The following is a 23,093-nucleotide window of genomic DNA, read 5'->3' on the forward strand; positions in this document are numbered from 1 at the left end:
GCTGCCAACTTAAGGAGAACCCCAATGTCCTGGCTGAAAATCATCCTCATCGCAATTCCTGTTCTCACCATCGTGGTCTATTTCGGACTGCCGCGGGCGCTGAACATGATGGGCCTTCATCCGCACTACGATATCCCCGAATATGATCTGGCCGGCAAACGCGCCCTGATCATCGCCACCAGCCAGGACACGCTGGGCGACACTGGCAAGGAAACTGGCGTCTTCGGTTCGGAATTGACCGTGCCCTACTATGCCTTCCTTGATGCGGGCATGGAGGTCGACCTCGTCTCGATCAAGGGCGGTGAGATCCCGGTTGAGCCGCGCTCGATGGGCTGGCCTCTGGGCACAGAGGCCGATTTCCGGTTCAAGAAAGACACGGTTGCGATGGCCAAACTGACGAACTCGATCTCTGTCAAAGATGTCGACATCACCAAATATGACGCGATCTTCCTCGCCGGTGGTTGGGGGGCTGCTTACGACTTTGCTCAATCCGAGGATCTGGCAGCGCTCGTGACAGCGGCAAATGCGGGCGGCGACGTGATCGGTTCTGTCTGTCACGGCGCATTGGGGCTGGTGAATGCCAAGAACACCGATGGCACACCGCTGATTGAGGGACGCACCGTGACCGGTGTAACCGATACCCAGATCAATCAGCTGGGCATTTCGATAACCCCCAAACACCCTGAAACCGAACTGCGCGCCGCCAAGGCCAACTTCGAGGCCGACACAGCTTTCCGCGACATGTTCGCCAACCATGTCAGCGTTGATGGCCGCCTTGTGACGGGTCAGAACCAAAACAGCGGTGCCGAGGCCGCACACCGGATGATGGAATTGCTGTCCAAGTGAGAAAGACAGCCAATAGGCGGTCGGCGAGAGTGTCGGCTGCCTTTCAACCCTCCCTGAGATGCAATTCAACCAATTTACGAAAGAAACGTCCAATGACCGATTACAAACTCTATGGCGGGTCGATGTCGCCCTTCTCGATGAAAATGCGCGCCTACATGCGGTATCGTCGCATCCGTTTCAATGGATCACGGACGAACGCGCCAATACAGTCGCGCAAACCAAAGTCGAAACCTATATGGTCCCGGTTCTGGAAGATCCCGAAGGGGTATTTCGCAACGATTCCACCTTTATGATCGATCTGCTCGAAGAGCGGTTCCCCGACAGACGTGCCGAGCCGGAAGATGAGGCCGATGCCTTCCTTGCGTATCTTATCGAAGATTTCGCCGACGAATGGCTACTTTGGCCGTTCTTCATGATGCGTTGGCGGCATGAGGAGGATCGCAAGTTCAACAGCCAATGGATCGTTTACGAATATCTGAGAGGTGACACGACAACGCCGCAATTTGACGGTTTTGCCACCATGTGGGCGGCTCGCCAGACCAAGCTCGTGCGCGCGACATGCGGCGAGCAAGAGATGTTCCCGCTGCATGACGAAAGCCTTGATGCGCTGTTGAAGATCACGGAACGCGCCTTTACCTCTGGCATGTTTCTTTTTGGCACGCGACCGTCGCGCGCTGAATTCGCGCTTTATGGAATACTTTCACAACTCATTCTTGATCACACGCCTTCGGCGCACTTACGCCAGAACTTCAACTTCACCTATCGCTGGACGACTTTGATGGAAGACCTCAGCGGCCGCGAAGGTGCGTGGCAATCCTTGTCGGCAGATCCTGAACGTCTCAAGTCCTCTCCTGTGATTGATCTGCTCAGGCTGAGCGCAAAATACCACTTGCCGCTTTTGCGCGCGAACAGGCGCGCGATGGACGCAGGAGAGAAAATGCTCAGTTTCCCGATCGATGACAGCACCTTTACCCGACGGCCCGCAGAGCGGCATCAAGGTTGCCTACCTGCCCTGCAGGATCGCTACCAAAGCCTGTCCGACGACGCGAAGGCCAATTTGAACAGCGTGCTGACGGATACGGGATGCTTGGACTATCTGGCCTAGGCCCGACAGACCCTACAGGCCCGGCAGCGCAGCAAAGGCACCGAAAAGACTCTGATCTTGGAACAAATCAATGACAAAGCTTCCACCCCAACTCTCGATCGGCGTGCCTGCCGGTGCGATTGCGCCGGCGGCCATGGCGGTGGCTCCCTATTGGGCATGGCCCTGGATTGCTGCTGCGGCACTCTATGCTCTGTTTTTGAGCCACTATCAGAATTGGCGCGGCCCGCTGACACAGGCCGAAGTCGACGACGTCCTCAAGACCATCCAGCCCAAGAATGATCCTGACGGGTTTCGCGCCTTTCTCGAAACCGATGATGGCGGTGAGTTTTTCATGCTCAATCTCATGCTGTTTCCCGACGGCAAGATCGCGCATCCTGATACCGGCGCGCCGATCGAGCCGCGGACACTGGTGCAAAGCTACTCCCGACCATTTATCAAACAGCTGCTCCTGCGCGGCGGGCACCCTACACTTTTAATGATGCGTCATGGCGGGGATGTTGACAGTTGGGGGTCGACCGCCGAGAGCGGCGCACAATGGGGAGTGACCAACGTGATGCGCTATCGCAGTCGCCGCGATCTGGCAAATATGGCCGCCATGTCTGCCTTTGCGGGCATCCACCAGTTTAAGCGCGCAGCCATTCTCGAAAACATCAGCTACCCGAACAAGATGATGATGACGGGTTTTGCCGGTCCGCGGCTTTTCATGGCGACGGCGTTAATCCTGGCCGCAGCGCTCGGCAATCTCGTCATTCAGGCGCTAAGTTAGCGAGAGGCGATATCTCCCAAGTTAATGATTTCGGGTTCTGACACAGAATGAGGATTTTAGCATGACCACGATCACCGAGCTTTGGACCAACCGCACCGATTTGCGCGACACCAAAACCGTCACGCTCCCCGCCCCCGAACTGAAAGAGGGCGAAGTTCTGATGAAAATCGAGAAACTCGGCCTGACCGCTAACAACGTCAGCTATGCCGTGACCGGCGATAAGATCGGCTATTGGGGTTATTTCCCCGCTGATGAAAACTGGGGCAAGGTGCCTGCTTGGGGCTTTGCCCATGCCGTAGAGAGCAACTGCGCTGAAATTGAGCCAGGCGAACGGGTCTGGGGCTTCTTCCCGCTGGCCAGCCATGTGGTGCTACGCCCGAGCAAGGTGACCGACAGCCGCTTTTTTGACGCTGCCGATCACCGCAGTGCGCTGCCGCCGATGTATAACGCCTATATGCGCACGGGGCCGGAGCCTGAAATCCTGAACCAGTTTGAGGATGAGCGCTGCATCCTTTTCCCGCTCTTCGCGACCTCTTATATTCTGTATGACTTTCTGATCGACAATGATTTCTTTGGCGCGGATCAGGTGTTGATTGGCTCGGCATCCTCCAAAACCGGCTTTGGTCTGGCGCATCTTCTGTTCAACGACAAGACGGTGGGCAAACGTGTTGCTGGGCTCACGTCGCAGGGCAATGTCGCATTTTGCGAAAAGCTCGGATGTTTTGACGAGATCACTGTCTATGGCGCGGAAAACGCGTTGGACGCATCTGTCAAATCCGTTTTTATCGACATGTCTGGAGATGTGCCTTTGACCATACGCATGCACGCGCATTTCACCGACAATATTCTGGCCACATGGGTTGTCGGTGCCACCCATTGGGAGGACGGCGGCAAACCGCCCAGCGACCTGCCGGGCGCAAAACCCGCCTTCTTCTTTGCCCCCACCCATATGGGCAAGCGCGACAAGGAATGGGGCCCGGGCAAGTTCTGGCAAAAGGCTTTTACCGCCAGTATCGGCGTGACACAGGACACCGCGTCGACGCTGGACATCGTGGCGCAGAACGGTGTCGACAAGGTCGCCGCGTCCTGGCTTGCGCTTTTGGACAACAAAGTGCCCGGCAGCTCAGGGTTGATTGTCAGTATCTAGGATCAGGACCTAGCCCAGAGCATTTCGCCTCCATCCGGTGCCAGGCCTGTGTCACAGGTTTTCTTGTTCCGAAGGTGCCTCAATCGGCTCCCATATCTCAAGATGGTCTTGCCACCCGACACGACGTGACACCCGCAGGTCGAGGAATGGTGCAAGGCCGCAACGCTCAAACAGGGTGCGCACTGTCGCTTGCGCCGCCTCGGGGGCATCATCGAAGGCGTCTGTCATGCGTTGCGAAAGGAAATGCCGGTAGGCCTTGACCGGCCCCGGCATCTTGGCCCCGCGCAGTTCGAATTGCGTCATTGCGAAAACCCGGTGGCCTTCGATCACCTCGTTGGGTTGTTTCGCCAGCCACTTATCACAATAGGCATGATGGGCGGCGTATTCGGCGGCGTATCCTTCGGCCACGTACTTAAGCAAAGACAGAAATGTGTCCGGCGGGTTTTCAAGATTCACCATGCCTGTGCCCCACGCCAGCGAAACAGCGTCCTCGATATCCTCGAACGCGTTCATCCGTTCGGTCCAGTCAAAGACAAAAGGCGCGCGTTCCTGCATCAGAGCCAGCGGGAGCCGGTCGCGCCCAAGGTGAGCAAACATCGGGCCAAACAGCGCGTAATCCGCGATTGTCGGACGCCCACCTAAGAGGTAGGGCATCACAGCGAAATGCGCGTTCAGCCGGCCGAGAAAGTCCAGATAGGCCGCCTCGATCTCCGCCGCGTTCTTGGCGTTTGCCCCGATCATCGCAGTATATGTGCGTAAGAGACCCGACAGCTTCTCGAAACCTGCGTCACTTTCCGCTTCGTTTTTGCCCAACGGTAGGGCGTCGCGGAAAATATGCCGAACAAATGGCGTTTGCTCAGGTAAGTTCCAGCGATAGTGCATCGCTGGACGCATGAGGCCCTCGTTGCCGAACAGATCGAATAGGCGGGCGACGACATTCAGTGCTTGGTCTTTGGGATAGACCGAAAACCGGCTCTGTCCTGAGGCCTCAAAGTGGTCAATGATGCGCGCGCCATCCTGCAACAGCGTGCCATCAGGCAGTTCCACCACAGGTATGATACGCCGCCCAATTGCGGGGTAGATTACCTTTAGAGCCCGCTCTGACCCCGGCGCGCGTTCCGTGAACGCAATGCGCTGATGGCGCAGATAGGACCGCACTCTTGCAGAGTATAGCGACAGCTTGCCGCCATAAAAAACCACTTGGTCCGTCATGATTGTTCACCTTTCAGGCAGTTAATTCGGCCAGTAGACAAAGGCATCCCCCGCGACAAACTCGTCAGCCAGATGCTTGTCGATGGCTAGCGGGCCCGCAACGACCGACTGCGCCAGAGGTTGCGAACCCGCCCAATGCGCCTCGATCAGCGCGGTCAGTTCCGCCACCTTTTCCGGCTCTTCATCGATCAGGTTGGTTTGCTCGGTCGGGTCGTCATTCAGATTGAACAGCCAGCCTTGATCGAATCTCGGGTTGAGCTGCAATTTCCAGCCCCCCGCCTGCACCACGCGGTAGTCCGACGTCCCCCAATGGATCGCATCGTCGGGTCGTGTCAGCCGGTCCGACCCGGTCCAGAGCGGCGTCATGTCGTGCCCGTCGATATCGCGATCCACCGGCAGCGCCCCGCCCCCGGCGGACACCAGCGTCGGCATCAGGTCAAGATGCGTCACCGGCGCGTCGATTTTTGTACCCGGAGCGATCTTGCCTGGCCATGTCACCGACATCGGGATTTTTAGCCCGCCTTCGAAAAACGTATTTTTCCAACCGCGATAGGGCGCATTGACCCCGTCAACACCAATATAGTCCGCCGCGCCATTGTCGCTGGACAGAACCACGATCGTATTGTCGGCAATCCCTTCCGCCTCTAGCTTATCCATGATGCGACCCACCGAACGATCAAGCGAGTGCATCATCCCCGCATAGACCCGTTTGCGGTGGGGTTGGATATCGCCAACCGCTTCGTAATCCTCTTTCGTGGCTTGCAATGGCGTGTGCGCGCCCCAGTGCGCCAGATAAAGGAAAAACGGCCGACCCGCGTTGGCCTCAATGGCGCGCACGGCATGTTCAGTAAAATAGTCCGTCAGATAGCCCTTGGGCGCGAACCAGTCGCCACCACCCTGCATCACCGAATATTGCACCCGCGCCCACAAAAACTTGTCGAGGGACGAAAAGGGCAGCTTGGCATTGACCACGTTCGGGTCGTCGACCGGTAGGAAAAGCCCGCTGGCCATCATCAGATCTTCATCAAAGCCCTGGTCTTTGGGCCACATGCCTTCCGCCCGACCCAGATGCCATTTGCCGATATGCATCGTGTGATAGCCAGTATCGCGCAAGATCTCGGCCAAAGTGATCTCGGACCCTGGCAGGCCGCGCGCGTCAAAGGTCGGGTTGGCCGCGTCGGCCGCCTTGTCATAGATGTATTCAGGCCGCCCCATGGAGTCGTAGTTGCCGATCATGGCGATCATCCGGCCCATGCCATCGGGCGTGGGCGTCACGTCATAGCCGGTGCTGGATGCATCGCGCCCTGTCAGGATCGCTGCCCGCGATGGCGCACAGTTGGCGTGCCCGGCATAGGCATTGGTGAAAATCGCGCCCTTGGCTGCAAGCCGGGCAATATTGGGCGTCGGGGTGATACCCTCGCCAAAGCCGCTAAGGTCATTGATGCCAACATCATCCAGCAGGATGAACACGATGTTGGGTTTGTTGACGGGCAAGGATTCGGTTTTCTCGGGCCCTTTTTCCCAAGTGACTGGACGGTTGGGCCCCGTCTCAGGGAGATCCCGGTTGGCCACAACATAAAGCAGGATATCCATCCGCTTTGCATATCCAACAACACCCGCCACAAGTATCAGCGCCACCGCGCCGAGACTGATCTTTTTCCACATTGGCCTTGTCCTCCCTGACCGGGGCAATTTATTTTGTCATATCTAATGCCAGTTTATCGTGGAAGATGAAAAGCGCAAGCCCGGTGTCGTTGCGTAATTCCGCAGGGTAAGTGCATGGCACCCACTGCATCGCAGCGCGCGATCCGCATATGTTGACATATAGCATGTCGATATGCGCAAGGTCGAAATGTCTGAATCAGCGAAACCAATCGAACTTCTTGGTGCACCGGCCTCGCCGTATACACGCCAGTGATCCCGCCACCCGGTTCCTTCAGGACATTATCGAGGATTACGCCGACGAATGGCTGAGCAAGATGATGTTCCACTATCGTTGGGCGGTGCCGGAAAAAAATGCCGATCATGTCGCGCCGCTGCTGGTCTACTGGATGATGCCCCAGGCCACGGAAGGCCCCGCCAATGCCTTTGCAGCAAGTTTTGCCGCTCGCCAGATCGGGCGACTTGGCGTCGTGGGGTCGAAAGATACGACCGCCGCGATCATCGAAGCCAGCTACCTGCGTGTCCTCAAGCTTCTGGATAGCATCGTCGCGTCCCGACCGTTCCTGTTCGGCACCCGCCCCTCGGCCGCCGATTTCGCCATTCTCGGCCAGTTCACACAATTGCTGACGATCGAGCCGACCTCTGCCGCGATCGCCCGCGAAAACGCGCCGCGCCTGCGCGCCTGGATCGACCACCTGGAAGACGCTACCGGTTACGCCGCTGACGAAAACGGCTGGCTGTCTCGCGACGAGGTGGCCACCACCCTGCGACCGTTGTTCTGTGAGATCGGCAAAACCTATGCGCCCTTCTTGCAGGCCAATGCCACCGCCCATGCGGCGGGTGAAAAACAGGTCACGTTAGAGATCGACGGAGCACCCTGGACACAGGCCACGTTCCCCTATCAGGCCAAATGCCTACGGGTTTTGCGCGACAGCTTCGCCGCGCTTTCGACGCAAGACCAGACCGCAGTGCGCGATGCATTCGACGGCACCGGCTGCGAAGTGTTAACGACCCCCCCCTAACCCGGATCCTTCACAATGCGAAACCCGGTATGCGCGGTTGAAAAGTCGGGCTCAAGGCTTTCACGGGCCGCAGTGCGATAACGGCGGCAATAGTTCGAACCGCACAGATAAGACCCGCCTTTGATGGTGAACTGCGGACTACCGTCGCCAAACGGCGTTTCAGTCCACTCCCAGACATTGCCGATCATGTCATGGGCGCCGATCAGGTTGGCCCGGTAGCATCCCACCGGGGCGGTGCCCGCGAACCCATCCTCGGCCGTATTCAGCACAGGGAAAACGCCGTTCCAGGTATTGGCCCGGATCTCGCCATCGGGGCCGCGAAGACCAGATTCCGGATCGTCGGGGTCAAAGAGGCCAAGGCTCGCGGCATATTCCCACTCAATCTCATTGGGCAAACGCCCCTCGGCCCAGGCTGCATAGGCACGCGCATCCGTCAGGCTGACATGCACCACCGGGTGGCGGCCCAGCCCGGCAATATCCGACCCTGCCCCGGCTGGCGTGCGCCAGGTCGCGCCTTTGTCCAGCTTCCACCAGGACAGAAGGTCCGAAGGCGTCTCGGTCTCGATAAACCCCGCCGAACCGCCGTTTTGTTCGGCCTCGGTGACATAGCCAGTGGCGGCCACGAAAGCGGCGAACTGGTCATTCGTCACCTCGGTGACCGACAACGAGAACGGCGAGACATGCAGCTTGATCGGTCCGCCTTCTTCGGGATAGATCGCGTCGGCACCCTTGACGAACCCGCCGCCCGGCACCTGCACGAACCCGCCAATGCTATCGTCAGCCAGAACGCAGTGCCGTGATGGATCGTCACCGTGCGGCCACCAGATGGACGCAGCCGCCAAACCAAGAGCCATCAGGCCAGACACCGAAACCCGCCAACGCATCCCGCTATCCGGCGCTAGCGATCAAAGCTTCGACAGTGCGGCGCACAACCGCCTGCGCCGCATCAGCGGACAGCCCACGATCCATGCGCATGTTGATCCAGCAACCGACCCCCAACACTTCATTCAGAGAATTGAAACATGCCTCATCCGCGGTAATGTTCTCCGGCAACACCGCCCTCAGGGAAGCGCCCTCAAGTTCAAGAACCTGTTGGTATTCTTCTAGCAGGAATTTCGACTGGAAGCGGCACAACGATGCAGACAGGCGGACCGGCAGGATGTCTTCCCAGACCGCGACGCGGCGCGCGATATTCTCGTCCAGCTGACCCCGCCAGTCGGTTGCCGTGTAAGGCTGCAGGAACCGCGGCAGCAATTCTTTCTGCATATCGCCCGCGATTTCGCGCAGCAGGCTTTCCATGTCATCGATATGGCGAAACACCGTGCGCATGCTCAGGCCCGAATGCTCTGAGATGTCAATGGCCCGCGGGGCATAGTTTCCGGCACGGATCAGGGTGAGGATCGATGTCTTGATCTTGTCCCGGCTGCGCGCACTGCGCTGCTTGCGACCGTCTGTTTTTTCTTTTTTTGCAACGGGTTCTGCCTTAACTGCCACTGTTGCATTCCTTTCAGGTCAACCATTCCCAACACCCTATTTGAATGGCTTCCAAAATGCCAGCACTTAGAAAAACGATCGCGCCAGTCCGGTTGAGGGCTTTGATTGTAACGCCCTTAAGCATTTTATTGACATATATAATGACATTACTTTAGGCATTTCGCAAGAGACGGAAGGTCGCCGAAAGACCAATACTTAACGGCGCGCTTCACATCGACAGGAGGTTACCGATGAAAACAGTCACAATCTTCGCATTCGCGTTAGCAATCAGCGCAACAGGCGCACAGGCCGGATGGAACGAGGCCGATGCCTGCGCTGCCGGGCTATCCGGCGACAGCAAGTTGATCTACAACAGGGTCAAACCGAAAATCGTGGTTGGCGACAAGTCAGGCAACAAAGCGCGGATCAAATCAACCGTCAAGGACATGGTGTCCAAAGACGAAGTTGCCTTTTTCGGGGTCAGGGGCAAAGCCAAACAGGCCGTGGCGTGCCTGCAAAAGGTGGATTCCTGAATCCTGGAAACCATGCGCCGGGTCGGACCTGGAAAGATAGGTATTCATGTCCTTTGACAGCCTGATCAAATCTCGCATCATTGCCCATATCACGGGCGAACCACGGCAATTGCGAAAGCGGGCCGCTTTCGAGCGGCAGCGCCTACGCCGAGGTGCAGCGCATGTCGTCGACTATTTCCATGACGTCTCTGATCCATACTCTCATCTGACAGCACAGGTCCTGCGCCGGTTTCAGGATCGTTATGAGATCGAGCTTCGCCCCCACCTGATCTCCGCGCCGCCAGACTGGGCCGCACCGGACCGGGCGGCGCTGAAAGACTATGCACGGCTGGATGCCGCGCGGCTGGCCGCAAAGGCAGGGCTTGCCCTTCCCGCCACGCCGATCCCGCCAACAACCGAAAGGCTGGACCATGCCCGCGCCCTTGTGGCCGCTGCCTTGCCTCGGCCCGATTTCGCTCAGACCGCGATCGCCGTCGGCAACGCCCTGTGGCAGGGCGAGGCTTTGCCGGACGCCCCTGTGAGCAAACCGGCCACAGAGATGGCACAAGGCGACGCGCGGCTGGAACAGCTGGGGCACTATCTTGGTGCAACCTTCCACTATGGCGGCGAATGGTACTGGGGCATTGACCGGCTGCATTACCTGGAAGCCCGATTGCGCGGGCGAGGCGTGGCCAAACCGGACGCGCTAGCAGATCCAATATACGCCCCACCCGCACCCGATGCGACGTCCCCTGCCCCGCCGGGCACGGTGATCGAACTTTTCACCTCTTTTCGCAGCCCCTATTCCTATCTCGCCTTTGACCGTGCCCGCGAATTTGCCCGGGCCCGTGGCGCCGAACTCCGCTTCCGCCCGGTCCTGCCAATGGTCATGCGCGGCTTGGCCGTACCTCAGGCAAAACAGTTCTACATCCTGCATGACGTCGCCCGCGAAGCCCGACGGCTGGGTATCCCGTTTGGCCATGTCTGTGACCCGCTTGGAAAGGCGGTCGAGCGCGGCTATGCGCTGATCGGATACGCACGCGAGGCCGGGCGACTGGACGATTATGCATCAAGCTTTCTGCGTGGCGTCTGGGCCGACGGGATCGACGCCAAAACAAACCGCGGCCTTGCCCGGATTGTCGAACGGGCCGGGCTGGATTGGGACAAGGCAAAACCACACCTTCAAAGCGACACCTGGCGCGCGGAAGTCGAAGAAAACCGCCGCGCCCTGACCGCACTGGGCCTTTGGGGCGTGCCCAGTTTCCGCTGCAGCGATACCGTATTTTGGGGCCAGGACAGGCTTTGGCTGCTTGCTTGAAGCCGGCACTGTCCCGCAAGGAAAACGACTAGGAAACGACATTGAGCGCTGTATTGCTTAACATAAAAAACCATGTCGCCACATTGTCCAACAATGATGCGCCCTATAACCGCATGACCCTTGAATACATGGACGAGCTTGAGCGTCTGGTCCCGGAACTGGGCGCTGACAACTCTGTTCGCGCGCTTGTGTTTACATCAGAGGGCGAAGACCACTTTTCGGTTGGTATGAATCTGAAGCAGATTCCCGAGGGTATCGAACGCAAGGGATCATTGGAAGCGGTTTTGGACCAACGCCTGCGGGTCCTTGATCTCATCGAGAACTTGGGCAAACCCAGCATAGCAACATTGTTTGGTTATTGTTTGGGGGGCGGGCTTGAACTACCGCTGGCCTGTCATTTCCGGCTCGCAGCAGATGAAGGCGCTCAGATCGGCTTGCCGGAGATGGACCTCGGTACGGTCCCCGCTTGGGGCGGCTCGGCCCGTCTGCCGAGGGTGGTAGGCCGCGATGTTGCGCTCGATATGATCCTTCGGGGACGAAAGATTTCCGGAGAAGAAGCCCTGAAGTTTGGGTTGGTCATGGAAACGTGCCCGGTCACCGAGATCAAGGCACGGGCGCAGACACTGGGTGAGGAACTGGCAAAGCAGCCGCGTCTTGCCGTAAAAGGCGTACTCGACACCATCGTTGGCTTAGAGGCGAAAAGCTTGCGGCAGTCAATTCTTGATGAACGGGCAGCGGTGCTGCTCACGCGTGATACGGCAGATTCCCAAGAGGGTATGCTGGCGTTTCTCGAAAAACGGGAGCCTGTCTTTAACAAGGATGACTGACTTGTCCGCGTCTCGCCCATTCACGCGCTATGCGGCGAAAGTGTTGTTTGGATGAGGCCGTCGAAACCGACCGGCAACGGTCGCTTCTGCGCCTTGGGCTACGTTGCGGCGTAGAGCTCGCTGCATATGCAAAGCAATGCTGCGCGAGCAGTAGCTGCGCCTGCACAAGTCCGGAAAGTCCGCATTGTGTGAATTCGTTCTGCGTGCGGCGAAAGTCTGAAGAGCGGGACAATGCCGCCTTTTGCTGACGCGGCTAATGCTTGCGCAGAAAGCGTTCGCGGGTGCAGCGGGAATTTTTCGGAGATGCAGCGAGTTTCACGAAACCGGCCGTTCACTCGTGTGGATTTCACAGGATTTCAAACTGCCCTTTCGCTGCGCGCTGTTTCAAGAATCCAGAGGCGGACTTTACCGACATTCGTTTTTCTGACTTTGCTGACGCAGCATGGCCACGCGTTTGCGGTATGTCTGTCGCTGCCTTGCAGCCCACGTCGCTAATGCTGTCATTCAATCTGGCTCCATGACGTCAAATCCAAACCGCATTTTCGCTGCAGAGTGTCATAACTATCAAGACGCGGGACTTTGCGGATTTGTTCTTTCGCTCACTTGGTTCTTTAGTTTTACATCGCCACAGCACACCGAAACCTGTCCTTACCGACGATCGAAAGTGAAAAATCCGGCGGCTCGGGAAGATAGACTTTCAAAACATCGCCTGCTTGCAATATTCTGAAGTCTCCACTGGGAACTTCCAACTTCATCTGCCCAGCAAGGCAGAAAACTATTCTCGGGCAATCAAGCACCCGATCTCTATCTGTATATCCTGGTGGAAACTCTACGAACGTCAGGCCCTTACAGTCGAAAGTATTGCTTATCGATGTTCGTCGTCTGTCCCAGCCGTGGTCACCGAAAGACACTTCTACCGTTTCTTCAGAGATCACGGTCTCTTCCGAAGGGTTTACTTTCAAAGTGATCAGTATTTGTGCCATTTCGTGCCTCTGGTTATCGTCGACGCAACAGTAGTGTCGGTTTCATTTGAAGTCACTATGCAGCCTAAAGTGTTAGGGGCTTATGTTACGATATCAGAGTAGTTCAGAAGGTAGCTGGCAGTTTTGTGAAGAGTGAGACTCTGGCTGACCTCACAAAGAGCCTCAGACGGCCTAAATTTGGTTGCCCTAAGCCAATCTTGCTTTGCGTGAAGCATCCTTCGACGCCAAACTTCCCAATTCAATATTATCTTTGAGACAGCACACGTGCTTTGGAGATGAAAGAAATGCCGTGGGTGCCGTTTCCGCCGACGATAAGGGCTTCAACGATTGGTTGAAGAACCGCGTCTTCTGCTTCCCATTTCACCACGAAATTTCCACCATGGGCGTTTTGTGTCGACCCGAGTGGCACCAAAACTCTCATAGACTGAAATGACTCAAGCACTTTTTCACCGTTAAGATGGCGTTTTACCAAACCGCCATCTGTATCGAGATACTCGATTTCCAAGACAGCAATACTCAGTTCCGGGTCAACATTGTGTATATACAGGGTGGATGCCAGCGGTTCACTCGATCCTTCATGAGTGAGAACCTCAGAATATCCGGGGACAAAAAGAGTTTGAGCATTCAACCGGGCAAAAGGTTCTGCTTCCTGGGCAAGTACCCCTGTAACTGGGAAAACCAGAGCGATTGAGCATATTGCGGCCAATAAATTGGCTTTGAGGAGATGTCGTACGGTCTGGTGTTTCATATCGTTATGACGGTGGAAGCGAAGGGCATCAGAACACTCCGGGTTTTCATTACTTGTCTCCTGACTCAATATCTATGTTCAGTACGAGGTTTTATCGTCTGGCGGCGACTTGTCGACAATATGAACCTGCTTTTGCGGTAGCGGTGTGGACACACCTTCGGCATCAAATGCCTTCTTTCCTTTGTCGATAAGGTCCCAGTAGACGGACCAATAATCGGCGGTTGCCACCCAAGGTCGGCAGTTCAGGTTCACGGAAGACTCGTCGATTGCGGCCATGAAAACTGACGGTGCGGGGGTTTCCAGAACTTTTTCATGGGTGGTGCAGAGGTCCATCAGAATAGCCTTGGCCTTATCGACGTCATCCTCATACCCAATTCGGAACACCATATCGACCCGGCGTGTTTTAGCTGCGTTCACATTGGTTATCACGTCCCCCCAAATCGTCGAGTTCGGGACAATAATGAACTTGTTATCAAAGGTCCGTATGGTTGTTGAAATGATGCTCATACCATAGACTTCGCCAGAAATTCCGGACATTTCAACGAAATCTCCAAAATCAAATGGCTTGAACACCATGATCATCAAACCGGCGGCCAGATTCCCCAAAGTTTCTTGCATTGCAAACGCAACGACAATCGACAGACCGCCGAACACTGTCAAAATGGGTCCGAGGTAAAATCCCAGCCCAGAGAGAAGAAACATCAGTCCCACGACAAATGTTCCCCAGTAAACAATCCTGGGAACAAAACTTTTCAATGCCTCAGATAACTCGCGCTGCCGATCCAAGGCCTTCTTGCTCATTCGGGCCAATACGCGGGCAGCCAACCTTATGGCCCATATCGAAAACACTACTATCCCGATTTTCTTAATGAAATCAAGGCCACCGCTTGTGGAAAACGTCCAACGGACAGCGCTCTCAACCAGTGCCCAATTGTCCGTTACGTAAATGAGTTCGGACGTCAAAGCAGTAAGGTAATCGCGGTAGGGCTTGGTTTCCTCAACTGACCCTCCTTTCTTTGTCCACGCCTGCAAGGCTGAGGAATAGTTCCGTTGAATGCGGCTTCTGTCGTCATCGAGCTCAACGAGATTTCTTCGCGCTATTTGCGTTTCGGCGGTGTCCAAGTTCTTGAGCGAACGTTGCAGATCGACGGTTCTCTGAACGTTTTCCTGAAGTATTATTTGCCAACCTTCTGTGACCTGTGAAATTTGCGTGGCGGTCAACGGCGTTAACATTTTCCTCAGATCAGCATTGCTGACATCTGGATCGGTCGCAGCTTCAACGTAAGATTGATTTCGATCACCCTCCGGCGCATTAGGCTCTTCACTCGCGCTTGGTGTCGAGGAATTTTGCGTTTGCGACGCGACCGGGACCGGCATGGCGATCAACACCACGGACAGCAGCACTGCAAAAACATGTACGGCAACAGATGCATCTTCCGTTCCCGTTGGTATGGTTCTACTTCTCACTGATGGAGGGTGTTGGAAGAAGCCGACTGTAGCCATTGCGATGGTCCCTCATTTCTGCGCTGGCTGAAACCAGTACCTTTTCGGCTTTATTGCTTCAAGTGCCGGTAAACAGACATACTCTTGCGATCCGCAATTTAACTTGTCGCAGCGGGGAACAGCCGGAGTTGCTCTTTCCTACAGCGTTCCGGTCCGGACAATTTCCAGAATTCACTTTCACTGCGGCGAAATCAGCGCAACTTTGGTGCCACAACCGCGCTTGGGAACCCCAATTTGTGAGGCTCAAACATCTGGCTGGTTTGTTGTGTACAGGGTAAACCCTTTCAGGTTAATCCACAGGGGAAAGCAGCGAGTTCATCCCATTGGCGGAAGTGCTTTGGGTATGCTGTGTAGTGGGCTCTGTGCTTTAAGTGTCAAAAATCAAAACCACGAAAGTAAAAAAGGCTGCCAAGTGTACTACCCCTTGCAGTGAATTGGTTCGGGTCCCCACAAAGGTAACAATGCTAATCGCGAGAGTAAGAGCGAGCAGTACAATTTCGGCTGGTTCCAGGCCGAGTTCAATCGGAAGGCCAAACATCGTTGATGCGACAAGTACCGCCGGGACTGTTAAGCCGATAGTCGCGACGGCTGAACCCAAGCAGATATTCACGGCGCGTTGTAACTGGTTGGCCCGTGCGGAATCCAGAGCAGCCAGCGCCTCGGGCGTGAGGATCATTGCAGCCACCAGGAACCCTCCAAGCGCGACAGGCGCACCGAGTTCTGCGATCTTAAAGTCTACGTATACAGCCAGCATCTTGGACAGCAATACGATCGGGAGCATTGCCAGTAGAAGGCCAGCCACATGATAGCCAATACTTTTGGTTTCCAGATTATGAATGGACGAACCTGCAGTTGTCGGAATCTCATCTGCCGGCTGGCGAAATATTTCCGGTTTCCCGAGCGTTTGGTATGCCAGAAAGATGCAGTAGAGCACCAAGGACATTACGACTTGAAACCCTGCTTGTAAGGGCGACAACCCTCCGCCCTCGGCTGAAGTCGTAAAGCTGGGAAGAACGAGACTCGTCAACGCAATCGGCAGCAGAACGACTAGATAGGCGTTGGCACCCGACAAGTTGAAAACCTGAAGCCCGTGCCGGAGACCGCCGATCAACAAGCTGAGGCCAACGAGGCCGTTCATAACGATCATCAGAACAGAGAACATCGTGTCCCGCGCCAAGGTCGGGTTGTTGTCGCCGTTTAGCATGACGGCGGTAATAAGGGCGACCTCGATCCCGATGACTGAAAGCGTCAGAATTAGCGTACCAAAGGGCTCGCCGAAAATGATCGCCAGGCATTCGGCATGATGAACAACTCGAAAGACAGTACCGAGCATAATCGCGAAAATCACGCCGAGCATAATCCAAGAAGCGCCCGAACCGATAATATCAGGCTTTAAGGCGTCTCCGATCAAAGACATCGCAGCAAAAGTCAGCCAGATGAGCCCGGTTGGCCATTCGGCTCGAAGTGTGTTGTCGCCTCCATGAGCCATCGATTTTTCCTATCTCTTTAATTCCGGTGTCAGCTCGACGCTGTTTGTTTGTGCGACTTTATGGTGAGTTTTCTCAGCACTCGCTGCAGCATCCTTTCGTATCAGCCTGAGACCGGCAAATCCAGCGTAGCTGATCGTAATCAATACAAGAAACCAGAATAGCGAGATGTCGCCAAAAATTCCCGAAACCGCACCAGCCAAGAGAGGCCCAACAATGGCACCCACGGTGCTCACAAAAAGCATCGTAACGGAAGCAGACGCAACAAAAACAGGTGGCGTGCGATCCATCGCGTGAGCTGCGAGCAACGAATACAAGGTTAGCAGAGATCCCCCTAAAAGAAGAAAAGCGGCCAGTTGCAATACTTGCCAACCGGGCCCGGCTGCTAGGATGTAGGCGGTCTCATCGCCAGATCCGAGAACCGCAACGCTCGCCAGCAGGAAAGCCGCAAGAACGCTGCTCATCATAATGACCAAGCGACGATCAATTCGGTCAGACAGGTTCCCCAATGGATACATGAACACGATCCGCCCAAGGTAGAGAACCCCGATTGCAAGGCCGATATCTCTTGTTTCGATGCCCAGAACTGCTGCGTGATAGGGCGCCACACTTAAGAGTGTTGTGGCGACCATACCCACCACGAACGCACCAACCCATGCTGTTGGCGAGTCCTGGAACATTGCTTTTATTCGGACATTTGCATTGGACTTCAGGGCTGGAGGATCCGTTTGGGCCGCGGAAAGAACAACGATGGCAAGGCAATACAGCATGGAAATGAGAACAAAAGCTTCGTCTAGGTCGCCCGGCAGCAATTGTATCAAGAACTGACTGGCCACTGACATCGTGCCAAGCACAATCGCGTATATCGCGAGCAACCTGCCACGACTTTCTTTGTCGGCTGACTCGCTAATCCAAGCATCTCCGATGGCGAATAATCCCGCCGTCGCAACTCCGATCGCAAAACGGACGACCAAAAGGAACGGTACAGAGTCGCTTACGGAAAAGGCCAGTGCTGAGGCCGTGCAAATCCCGGCTCCAGCCGCGAATGATCTAACATGGCCGATCGCGCTGAGCCAGCCAGCGATATAGAAACACCCGACAAGAAATCCTAGTGAATAGAACGCCGGTGCGAGCGCGGCTACCTCTTGCGACACACCGGTTTCGGCAAAATACAATGCAACAAGAGTCGCAGACGCGGCCGTTACGATCTGAACGGAGGCCATTCCAATGAAGAGCGACCTCAGTGTCAGAAGTTTTGCGTTAAAGCTAGTTGGATCTTGTTTTTTAACTGCCACAACTTTCGGTCCAGCTCATTATTTTTACTTGTAGTTTTTCGTACGCGGCGGCAACTGCCATACCGTCTGGGTCAAGCCCATTGGCCGAAGAAACAAATTGAGAACTCGCCAGAAGTCGACGATTAAAGGTTCATGTGCTCCGGTTCAGGCTGGCGCGTCGGGATGCGGTCAAAGGAGTTGACGATCGCTTCCATCGTGGATTGCTCACCCGTGACAACTGCATCGCCGGAAGCGATCGCGTCTGCCAGCGAGATTTCCCGAAGAGCGATGCGAGCCCAGATCCTGCGGTCCAGCTCGACCTCTACATCGACTGTTGTCGGCGCAGCCTCAGTAACTTCAACGACACCGCGTCGAACGTGCACGCCCCACGACCGCCCCACATCGGTGAACGTAAACTTGGCGATGGCTTCAACGTTTGCGCTGTTCACCGGGTCGACGTTGAATTGTAACAGCTTGAGATAGGTGCCAGGCGGCGTATTCATGACCAAATCGACACCAGGAGGGGAGAAAAAGCCAATCTCCGGCGGTTGCTTCCAATCGAGTTTACCTTCGAGGTGGAGAGCATGGGTCAGGAAAAAGTTTCGGGCCTGAATGCCGGCTTGGGCGGCTTGCCCCATGGCTCGCAGCGCGTCTGCCTTGAGTTGGAGAGCGTCTGTGTTTATTGGATCAGCCGCCAGAACAAAGCTTAGAAGCTTCGCAGTCAGGTTGTACTTTCTTTCTTCGAAGGCGGCCCGCGCCCGATCGATGATAACATCGACGCCACCGAATCCTTCGATCATCACGCTACCGAGTTCGGCATCTGTCGGAGGATGCAGATCGGCGGTGTCCTCGGCAAACCAGCCAACGATACCTCTGTAAACACCGCGAATATTGTACTCGTGCTCGACATACCCCGGGAACAACCAAGAATGATTGGCGAGGTGCTCGGGTACTTGAATGGCCTCGACCATTTGGTCCGGTGTCATTCCACGATTTATGGCTCTGACCGACTGATTGTAGATATAGGAATAGTAGTCGCGATGCGCCGTCATGACTTCGTAGGCCTCGTCGCCAATCAGCGGCACGCCGTGGCAGCCGACCAAGACACCGGGGCGAATGGCGCGCATTTTGTCGATCGATGCAATCATGTCGTCCGGAGCGCGGTAAAAATCGCCGCGTAGCGTATACATGGAAAATGCCATAGGAACGACGTTTGTGTTGTGCAACACGAGGTCCAAATCCGGAAAATGCACGATCACGCTATCCCGGGTATCACCAACCGCGTGATGGAAGACGACACGTAATCCATCGATCAAGAATTCCTCGCCGTCGGCAACAGGGTACGTCACCGGAAGGTGACCATTCTCCTGAAGTTCGGGATCGTCGAATGTCGGTTCGGCCGGACCAACATAAGCATCTGGTCCGTCGTGCGGCAAATAGAAGCCAAGCTGAAGGCTTGCCCTGCGAAACTGCATCGGCCCAAGCTCACCGGCTGTTAGCTGCAGGTTTGCGTCAACGTCGGGGTGCCCATAAATGGGCAGGTCAACGCCGCTGTCTTCTACGTAGGCGCGAGCGCCCGCAGTGTAGTGATGATGCGAATAGATGATTGCAACAATCGGAAGCTGTGTCTTTGTCCGCAGGAGTGCAAGGATATCGCGACCCATGCCAATGTTATTGCCAGCATCGAAAGCAATCAGCCCTGTTTTTCCTTGTACGAAAGTGAAATTCCCGAGCATATAGCCGACGATCGACCACACCCCCTCCTGCGGCTCAAATATTGTCGCTTCGGTGGGTTGGGACACTAGCCAGTCTATGTAGTCACCATTCGCAATCCCCCCGTTCGGCATCTCCGCTTTGGTGTCGTCGAAACTGCCTCGGTAGGAGAGCGGTCTTAGTTCAGAGTCTTCAACCGATGAGTCGGTGCTCTGAGCGCGCGCTGTTCTGGCGTTCATCGTTGCGAGCGGCGCCGCCGCGAGAGAAGCTCCAAGCGCTGGCACATTTTGAAGAAAGTTTCGTCTTGTAGTCATAGTTCTTTACCCCGGATTTGCGATTGTGGCAGTGTGCTGCAGATATGATGTCGTTCGTTTCACCGCGGAGTTCGCGTGGGCAGAATTTCCCTGATTACTGCTACGGCACTTCGCAACGGAAACTTTCTGGGCTGTTGGGATCACCGCTTCCATCGTAGGTCACGACTGACGGGTGTGCGCAGATGATGCGCCCACCTCGACCGTCCGGCTGTCGCGTCCTCGGGTCCACGAAGGGAGCATCCAGTTGATCGGGAGCAACGCCTGTGTCCAACCACTCTTCCAAAGCTGCAATGTAGTTTGTGCCATCCGGTCCTGGTCCACCACTACAATGGGTAACACCTGGGCGAACGAACAAGCGCACGTCATCACGGGCTGTCGGATCTAGAGCCAGAACACTTTCATAGTAGTTTATTGTTCCGTAGGCGGTCAGTGATCCGTCCATCCAACCATTGTCGAGGATGAGCTTTCCACCATTGGCCCTGAATTTGGAAAGGTCAGGATTGTCGGCATCCACCGAAGAACTGAGACGTTCGGCGTGATGAGCGTAGTCTGAGAAATCATAACCCTCATAAGTCCAATCAGGATCGTTGTAGAAGAAGTACTTCATCATCTGCGTCGCAAATCCCCAAGTGGCATTCGGGATCGGGGGTTCTTCAAACGCGCTTTGTTCAGAGCCAGGGTGAAAGTCCATCTCTGCGCCTTCGACATAGCCTCCGGAGATCCAAATCAACCAACCAAGCGGATTGCCGGGCAATTCCACACCCATCGGCGTTCCCGGCCACGAGATGCCACCGAACTCGGCTTCGCTGTGAATGGCTTTCGCTGCTGCAACCTGTTCCGGGCTGAGGCATTGATTGGTTTCGCCTTCGCCGCAGGTCAGCGACGCGACATCAAAGTCACACTGCCTCGGGTCATTCAGAATTCCATCCTTGAGTCCGTCCAGAGCGTCACAATGTTCCATGATCCCGCCACCCAGAATGGCAAGCGCGTCGGCATCAATCACGGGCGTCGTGATCTGGTTTGGATCTGGATACATGATTTGAGCATCGTGGGTCCAACGACCAGCCATTTCCTTTGTCCAGGAGTAAGCGGGGGCTCCAGCATAGATCCCGTCGAACACATCGGGGGATCGCTGTGCTACCATCATTGCCTGGCCACCACCACGGGAACAACCAAGGAAAATGTTTCGCTGGCTTTCAGTCCCATAGAAGTCGGCAATAATCGCCTTTGATGTGACGGCGGTCCTGTGAACGGCCTGAAACCCAAAAGAGACCTGACGCTCTAGGTTGTTCAACGCCCAAGATGCGACAATGTTGCTGCCCTTGTGCCCGGTATCGGTCGAGACCGTCGCCCACCCATCCGTAACGACGTTAAAGGCGTCGTTTGCCATGTTGTCGAAGTTGCCAGCGAATCCGCCGCTGCCACCCATGATGAACTTTCCGTTCCACTCATCCGGCAGCAGCAGTTCAAATTCGGTTTCTGTTCCTATTCTGCCGATGACGCGGCAGTAAGCAGCAGGTTCAGATACAGCTTCGGCCGAAATAACGCTCATATCGGGAAAGCTGGGAATGCCCGCAACATTGCATTCACCCGTGCTTGCGACTGACGCAGTCGCTGAGGCAGCAAGCGCGGTAGTTACGGCCATTAGTCTCATTTTGTGCGCACCAAAACCGGCAGCAATGGACTGTACCTTCATTTTGAGCTCTTCCTCATGATCTCAGACTTGTCTGATGCCAGTGTAATGATTGAAGACTGTAAATGTCGAGTAGCCACACCTTTGGCTTAGAGTTTGCCAGATGCTGTCTCTTTTTGTTTGCTAACAACGGTAGGTCTTTGGCTCACAAGTGTTTTTTTGTCGCGGTGCGAGCCGATTGTGATTTCGGCAACCTTGCCAGATGGACAAGCTTCAATGGCAATAGCCGAAGTTCAAAGCAACCACCAATACTGCGCCGCTGCTAACGGCGAGATTGTCCCGCATAGCAGAAATTGACGTCCCAAATCTTGCTGCGCTGTGGATGAACGGCCGCTTTCCTCTTTGCGGCGCTGTTTACAGTTTTAGTGTTCGTATTGCTGCATAAGCGAGCGTCAGCGGAGGAGCACTTCGGCTTTGGGCTCAATCCGAACCACCGCTGCGGCGCGATCGTAGGTCCGGTGTGAATTGGCGAACGGCAAACGCCGTCCGCCAACTCCATTCATATGTCGATTTTCTCGGCGCTCTTTCCAACGCCAGCGGCCTCAGCCCGCTGAACGGCCAATACTGCTGCAGCATAATCCCCAAGTGCTATCCCTCGGAACGCAAAAGCAGTCGGCGCTCCAAGACTGCCCTCGGCAACATCCCCGGAGACCAACCCGGTCAAATCGGTGGTTATTTGCTCGTAAGGAAGCATTGGTTTTTCGCTTTCAGATTCCTGCTTCAAGTCATCCACAATCACAGTCTTGAAGGCCTCCAGACTTGCCGGAAGCCAGGGGATACAAGCATCGGTTATTGCGGCAAACGCGCTTGGTTTTAACCAATTTGCATCCAGAAAGGGCTTAATCGAATAGTCCAAATTCACTGATGAAACGACAAGATCGGCACCCCGCAAAGTGTCTTCTGCAGTCGCGCTGCCTTCAGCTTCATATCCCATTTCCCGCGCCTTGTTACACAGCTTGTCGATGTTCGCCTGTCCACGGCCCAGCACACGAATCCGCTTCAAGGGGAACAACTCCGAAAATGCGGCAAGGTGTGAGTGTGCCTGCACGCCGCTTCCCACAAAGACCAAAGTCTCGGAATCTGGATCAGCTAACCGACGAGCTGCGACAGCCGACAATGCAGCAGTACGTATCGCGGTGATCCAATTCGCCCCGACGATAGCACGGAGAAGGCCAGTTTCGGCATCCAGTACCATGATGGCACCGTTGATAGCCGGAAGGCCCCGTTCGGGGTTTTCGGGACAGACGCTGACCTGCTTCACCACGATGAAGCCATCATCCCCAACCGCCAGCGTTGACATCATGTATCGGCCACGACCCGGCAGGATAGCTGTTTTGGGTGAAGTGTGAAGCAGCCCTTGGGCCTTTGCGATCAGCGCTTCCTCGATGGCATCGGCAACTTCAGACGGAGCGATGTTCAACGCCTTAAGCATTTCGTCTGACAAAAAGATGAAATCTTCGCCTTTGTGCATCAAAACGTCATTCCCCT

The 23,093-nt window shown here is 55.6% G+C and carries 20 protein-coding genes; 8 read left to right on the forward strand and 12 right to left on the reverse strand.

Annotated features, from left to right (window positions below; translation table 11 throughout):
• Positions 1 to 24: 24 nt before the first annotated feature.
• From G6R15_RS02040 to G6R15_RS02055, 4 genes are all read left to right on the forward strand, one after another.
• Positions 25 to 846: a type 1 glutamine amidotransferase domain-containing protein gene (locus G6R15_RS02040; RefSeq protein ID WP_164658120.1), complete on the forward strand. Its 822-nt coding sequence runs from the start codon at positions 25 to 27 to the stop codon at positions 844 to 846.
• Between the two features lie 58 nt (positions 847 to 904).
• Complete coding sequence (locus G6R15_RS02045) at positions 905 to 1,951, forward strand: hypothetical protein (protein ID WP_164658121.1); 1,047 nt, start codon at positions 905 to 907, stop codon at positions 1,949 to 1,951.
• A gap of 70 nt (positions 1,952 to 2,021) precedes the next feature.
• Positions 2,022 to 2,717: a hypothetical protein gene (locus tag G6R15_RS02050; protein WP_164658122.1), complete on the forward strand. Its 696-nt coding sequence runs from the start codon at positions 2,022 to 2,024 to the stop codon at positions 2,715 to 2,717.
• A 61-nt stretch (positions 2,718 to 2,778) separates the two neighbouring features.
• Positions 2,779 to 3,864: a DUF2855 family protein gene (locus G6R15_RS02055; protein ID WP_164658123.1), complete on the forward strand. Its 1,086-nt coding sequence runs from the start codon at positions 2,779 to 2,781 to the stop codon at positions 3,862 to 3,864.
• A gap of 51 nt (positions 3,865 to 3,915) precedes the next feature.
• Here the strand turns inward: G6R15_RS02055 and G6R15_RS02060 are convergent, their stop codons facing one another.
• Together G6R15_RS02060 and G6R15_RS02065 are read right to left on the reverse strand one after the other, a co-directional pair.
• A complete protein-coding gene (locus tag G6R15_RS02060; protein WP_164658124.1) occupies positions 3,916 to 5,076 on the reverse strand; it encodes a glutathione S-transferase N-terminal domain-containing protein in 1,161 nt (386 codons plus the stop codon).
• Between the two features lie 21 nt (positions 5,077 to 5,097).
• Positions 5,098 to 6,741 (reverse strand): sulfatase-like hydrolase/transferase, encoded by a 1,644-nt coding sequence (locus G6R15_RS02065; protein ID WP_164658125.1) that lies wholly within the window; start codon positions 6,739 to 6,741, stop codon positions 5,098 to 5,100.
• A 221-nt stretch (positions 6,742 to 6,962) separates the two neighbouring features.
• On the opposite strand from G6R15_RS02065, the gene G6R15_RS02070 reads away from it, so the two are divergent.
• Positions 6,963 to 7,760, forward strand: a complete 798-nt coding sequence (locus G6R15_RS02070) for a glutathione S-transferase C-terminal domain-containing protein (RefSeq protein WP_164658126.1) — start codon at positions 6,963 to 6,965, stop codon at positions 7,758 to 7,760.
• Here the strand turns inward: G6R15_RS02070 and G6R15_RS02075 are convergent.
• On the reverse strand, positions 7,757 to 8,644 hold the full coding sequence (locus G6R15_RS02075) for an SUMF1/EgtB/PvdO family nonheme iron enzyme (protein WP_164658127.1): 888 nt from the start codon (positions 8,642 to 8,644) through the stop codon (positions 7,757 to 7,759). The two genes, G6R15_RS02070 and G6R15_RS02075, sit on opposite strands and share 4 nt — an antisense overlap.
• A gap of 4 nt (positions 8,645 to 8,648) precedes the next feature.
• Positions 8,649 to 9,254, reverse strand: a complete 606-nt coding sequence (locus tag G6R15_RS02080; RefSeq protein ID WP_108792605.1) for a TetR/AcrR family transcriptional regulator — start codon at positions 9,252 to 9,254, stop codon at positions 8,649 to 8,651.
• A 230-nt stretch (positions 9,255 to 9,484) separates the two neighbouring features.
• Between G6R15_RS02080 and G6R15_RS02085 the strand changes: the two genes are divergently transcribed.
• Genes G6R15_RS02085 through G6R15_RS02095 form a run of 3 tightly spaced genes read left to right on the forward strand, consistent with a single transcriptional unit; the run spans position 9,485 to position 11,890 of the window.
• Positions 9,485 to 9,766 carry a hypothetical protein gene (locus G6R15_RS02085; protein WP_164658128.1) on the forward strand — a complete coding sequence of 94 codons (282 nt, stop codon included), beginning with the start codon at positions 9,485 to 9,487 and terminating at the stop codon, positions 9,764 to 9,766.
• 46 nt (positions 9,767 to 9,812) lie between these two features.
• Positions 9,813 to 11,063 carry a DsbA family protein gene (locus G6R15_RS02090; RefSeq protein WP_164658129.1) on the forward strand — a complete coding sequence of 417 codons (1,251 nt, stop codon included), beginning with the start codon at positions 9,813 to 9,815 and terminating at the stop codon, positions 11,061 to 11,063.
• 53 nt (positions 11,064 to 11,116) lie between these two features.
• On the forward strand, positions 11,117 to 11,890 hold the full coding sequence (locus tag G6R15_RS02095; protein WP_255456149.1) for an enoyl-CoA hydratase/isomerase family protein: 774 nt from the start codon (positions 11,117 to 11,119) through the stop codon (positions 11,888 to 11,890).
• 617 nt (positions 11,891 to 12,507) lie between these two features.
• Here G6R15_RS02095 and G6R15_RS02100 read toward each other — a convergent pair.
• From G6R15_RS02100 to G6R15_RS02135, 8 genes are all read right to left on the reverse strand, one after another.
• Positions 12,508 to 12,873 carry a hypothetical protein gene (locus G6R15_RS02100; RefSeq protein ID WP_164658131.1) on the reverse strand — a complete coding sequence of 122 codons (366 nt, stop codon included), beginning with the start codon at positions 12,871 to 12,873 and terminating at the stop codon, positions 12,508 to 12,510.
• 244 nt (positions 12,874 to 13,117) lie between these two features.
• Complete coding sequence (locus tag G6R15_RS02105) at positions 13,118 to 13,621, reverse strand: DUF3124 domain-containing protein (RefSeq protein ID WP_164658132.1); 504 nt, start codon at positions 13,619 to 13,621, stop codon at positions 13,118 to 13,120.
• A gap of 78 nt (positions 13,622 to 13,699) precedes the next feature.
• Positions 13,700 to 15,124, reverse strand: a complete 1,425-nt coding sequence (locus tag G6R15_RS02110) for a mechanosensitive ion channel family protein (protein WP_164658133.1) — start codon at positions 15,122 to 15,124, stop codon at positions 13,700 to 13,702.
• 367 nt (positions 15,125 to 15,491) lie between these two features.
• Positions 15,492 to 16,613, reverse strand: coding sequence for a calcium:proton antiporter (locus G6R15_RS02115; RefSeq protein ID WP_058271396.1), 1,122 nt, complete (start codon positions 16,611 to 16,613; stop codon positions 15,492 to 15,494).
• A gap of 9 nt (positions 16,614 to 16,622) precedes the next feature.
• Positions 16,623 to 17,906: an MFS transporter gene (locus G6R15_RS02120; RefSeq protein WP_205520455.1), complete on the reverse strand. Its 1,284-nt coding sequence runs from the start codon at positions 17,904 to 17,906 to the stop codon at positions 16,623 to 16,625.
• A gap of 122 nt (positions 17,907 to 18,028) precedes the next feature.
• Entirely contained in the window at positions 18,029 to 19,837 is a 1,809-nt protein-coding gene (locus tag G6R15_RS02125) for an alkyl sulfatase dimerization domain-containing protein (protein ID WP_164658135.1), read from the reverse strand.
• A gap of 175 nt (positions 19,838 to 20,012) precedes the next feature.
• A complete protein-coding gene (locus G6R15_RS02130) occupies positions 20,013 to 21,557 on the reverse strand; it encodes a tannase/feruloyl esterase family alpha/beta hydrolase (RefSeq protein WP_164658136.1) in 1,545 nt (514 codons plus the stop codon).
• Between the two features lie 547 nt (positions 21,558 to 22,104).
• Positions 22,105 to 23,076 carry an ornithine cyclodeaminase family protein gene (locus tag G6R15_RS02135; protein ID WP_164658137.1) on the reverse strand — a complete coding sequence of 324 codons (972 nt, stop codon included), beginning with the start codon at positions 23,074 to 23,076 and terminating at the stop codon, positions 22,105 to 22,107.
• Positions 23,077 to 23,093 lie beyond the last annotated feature (17 nt).

This window comes from Tropicibacter sp. Alg240-R139 (assembly GCF_900537075.1).
In the GTDB taxonomy this organism is placed as follows: domain Bacteria; phylum Pseudomonadota; class Alphaproteobacteria; order Rhodobacterales; family Rhodobacteraceae; genus Falsiruegeria.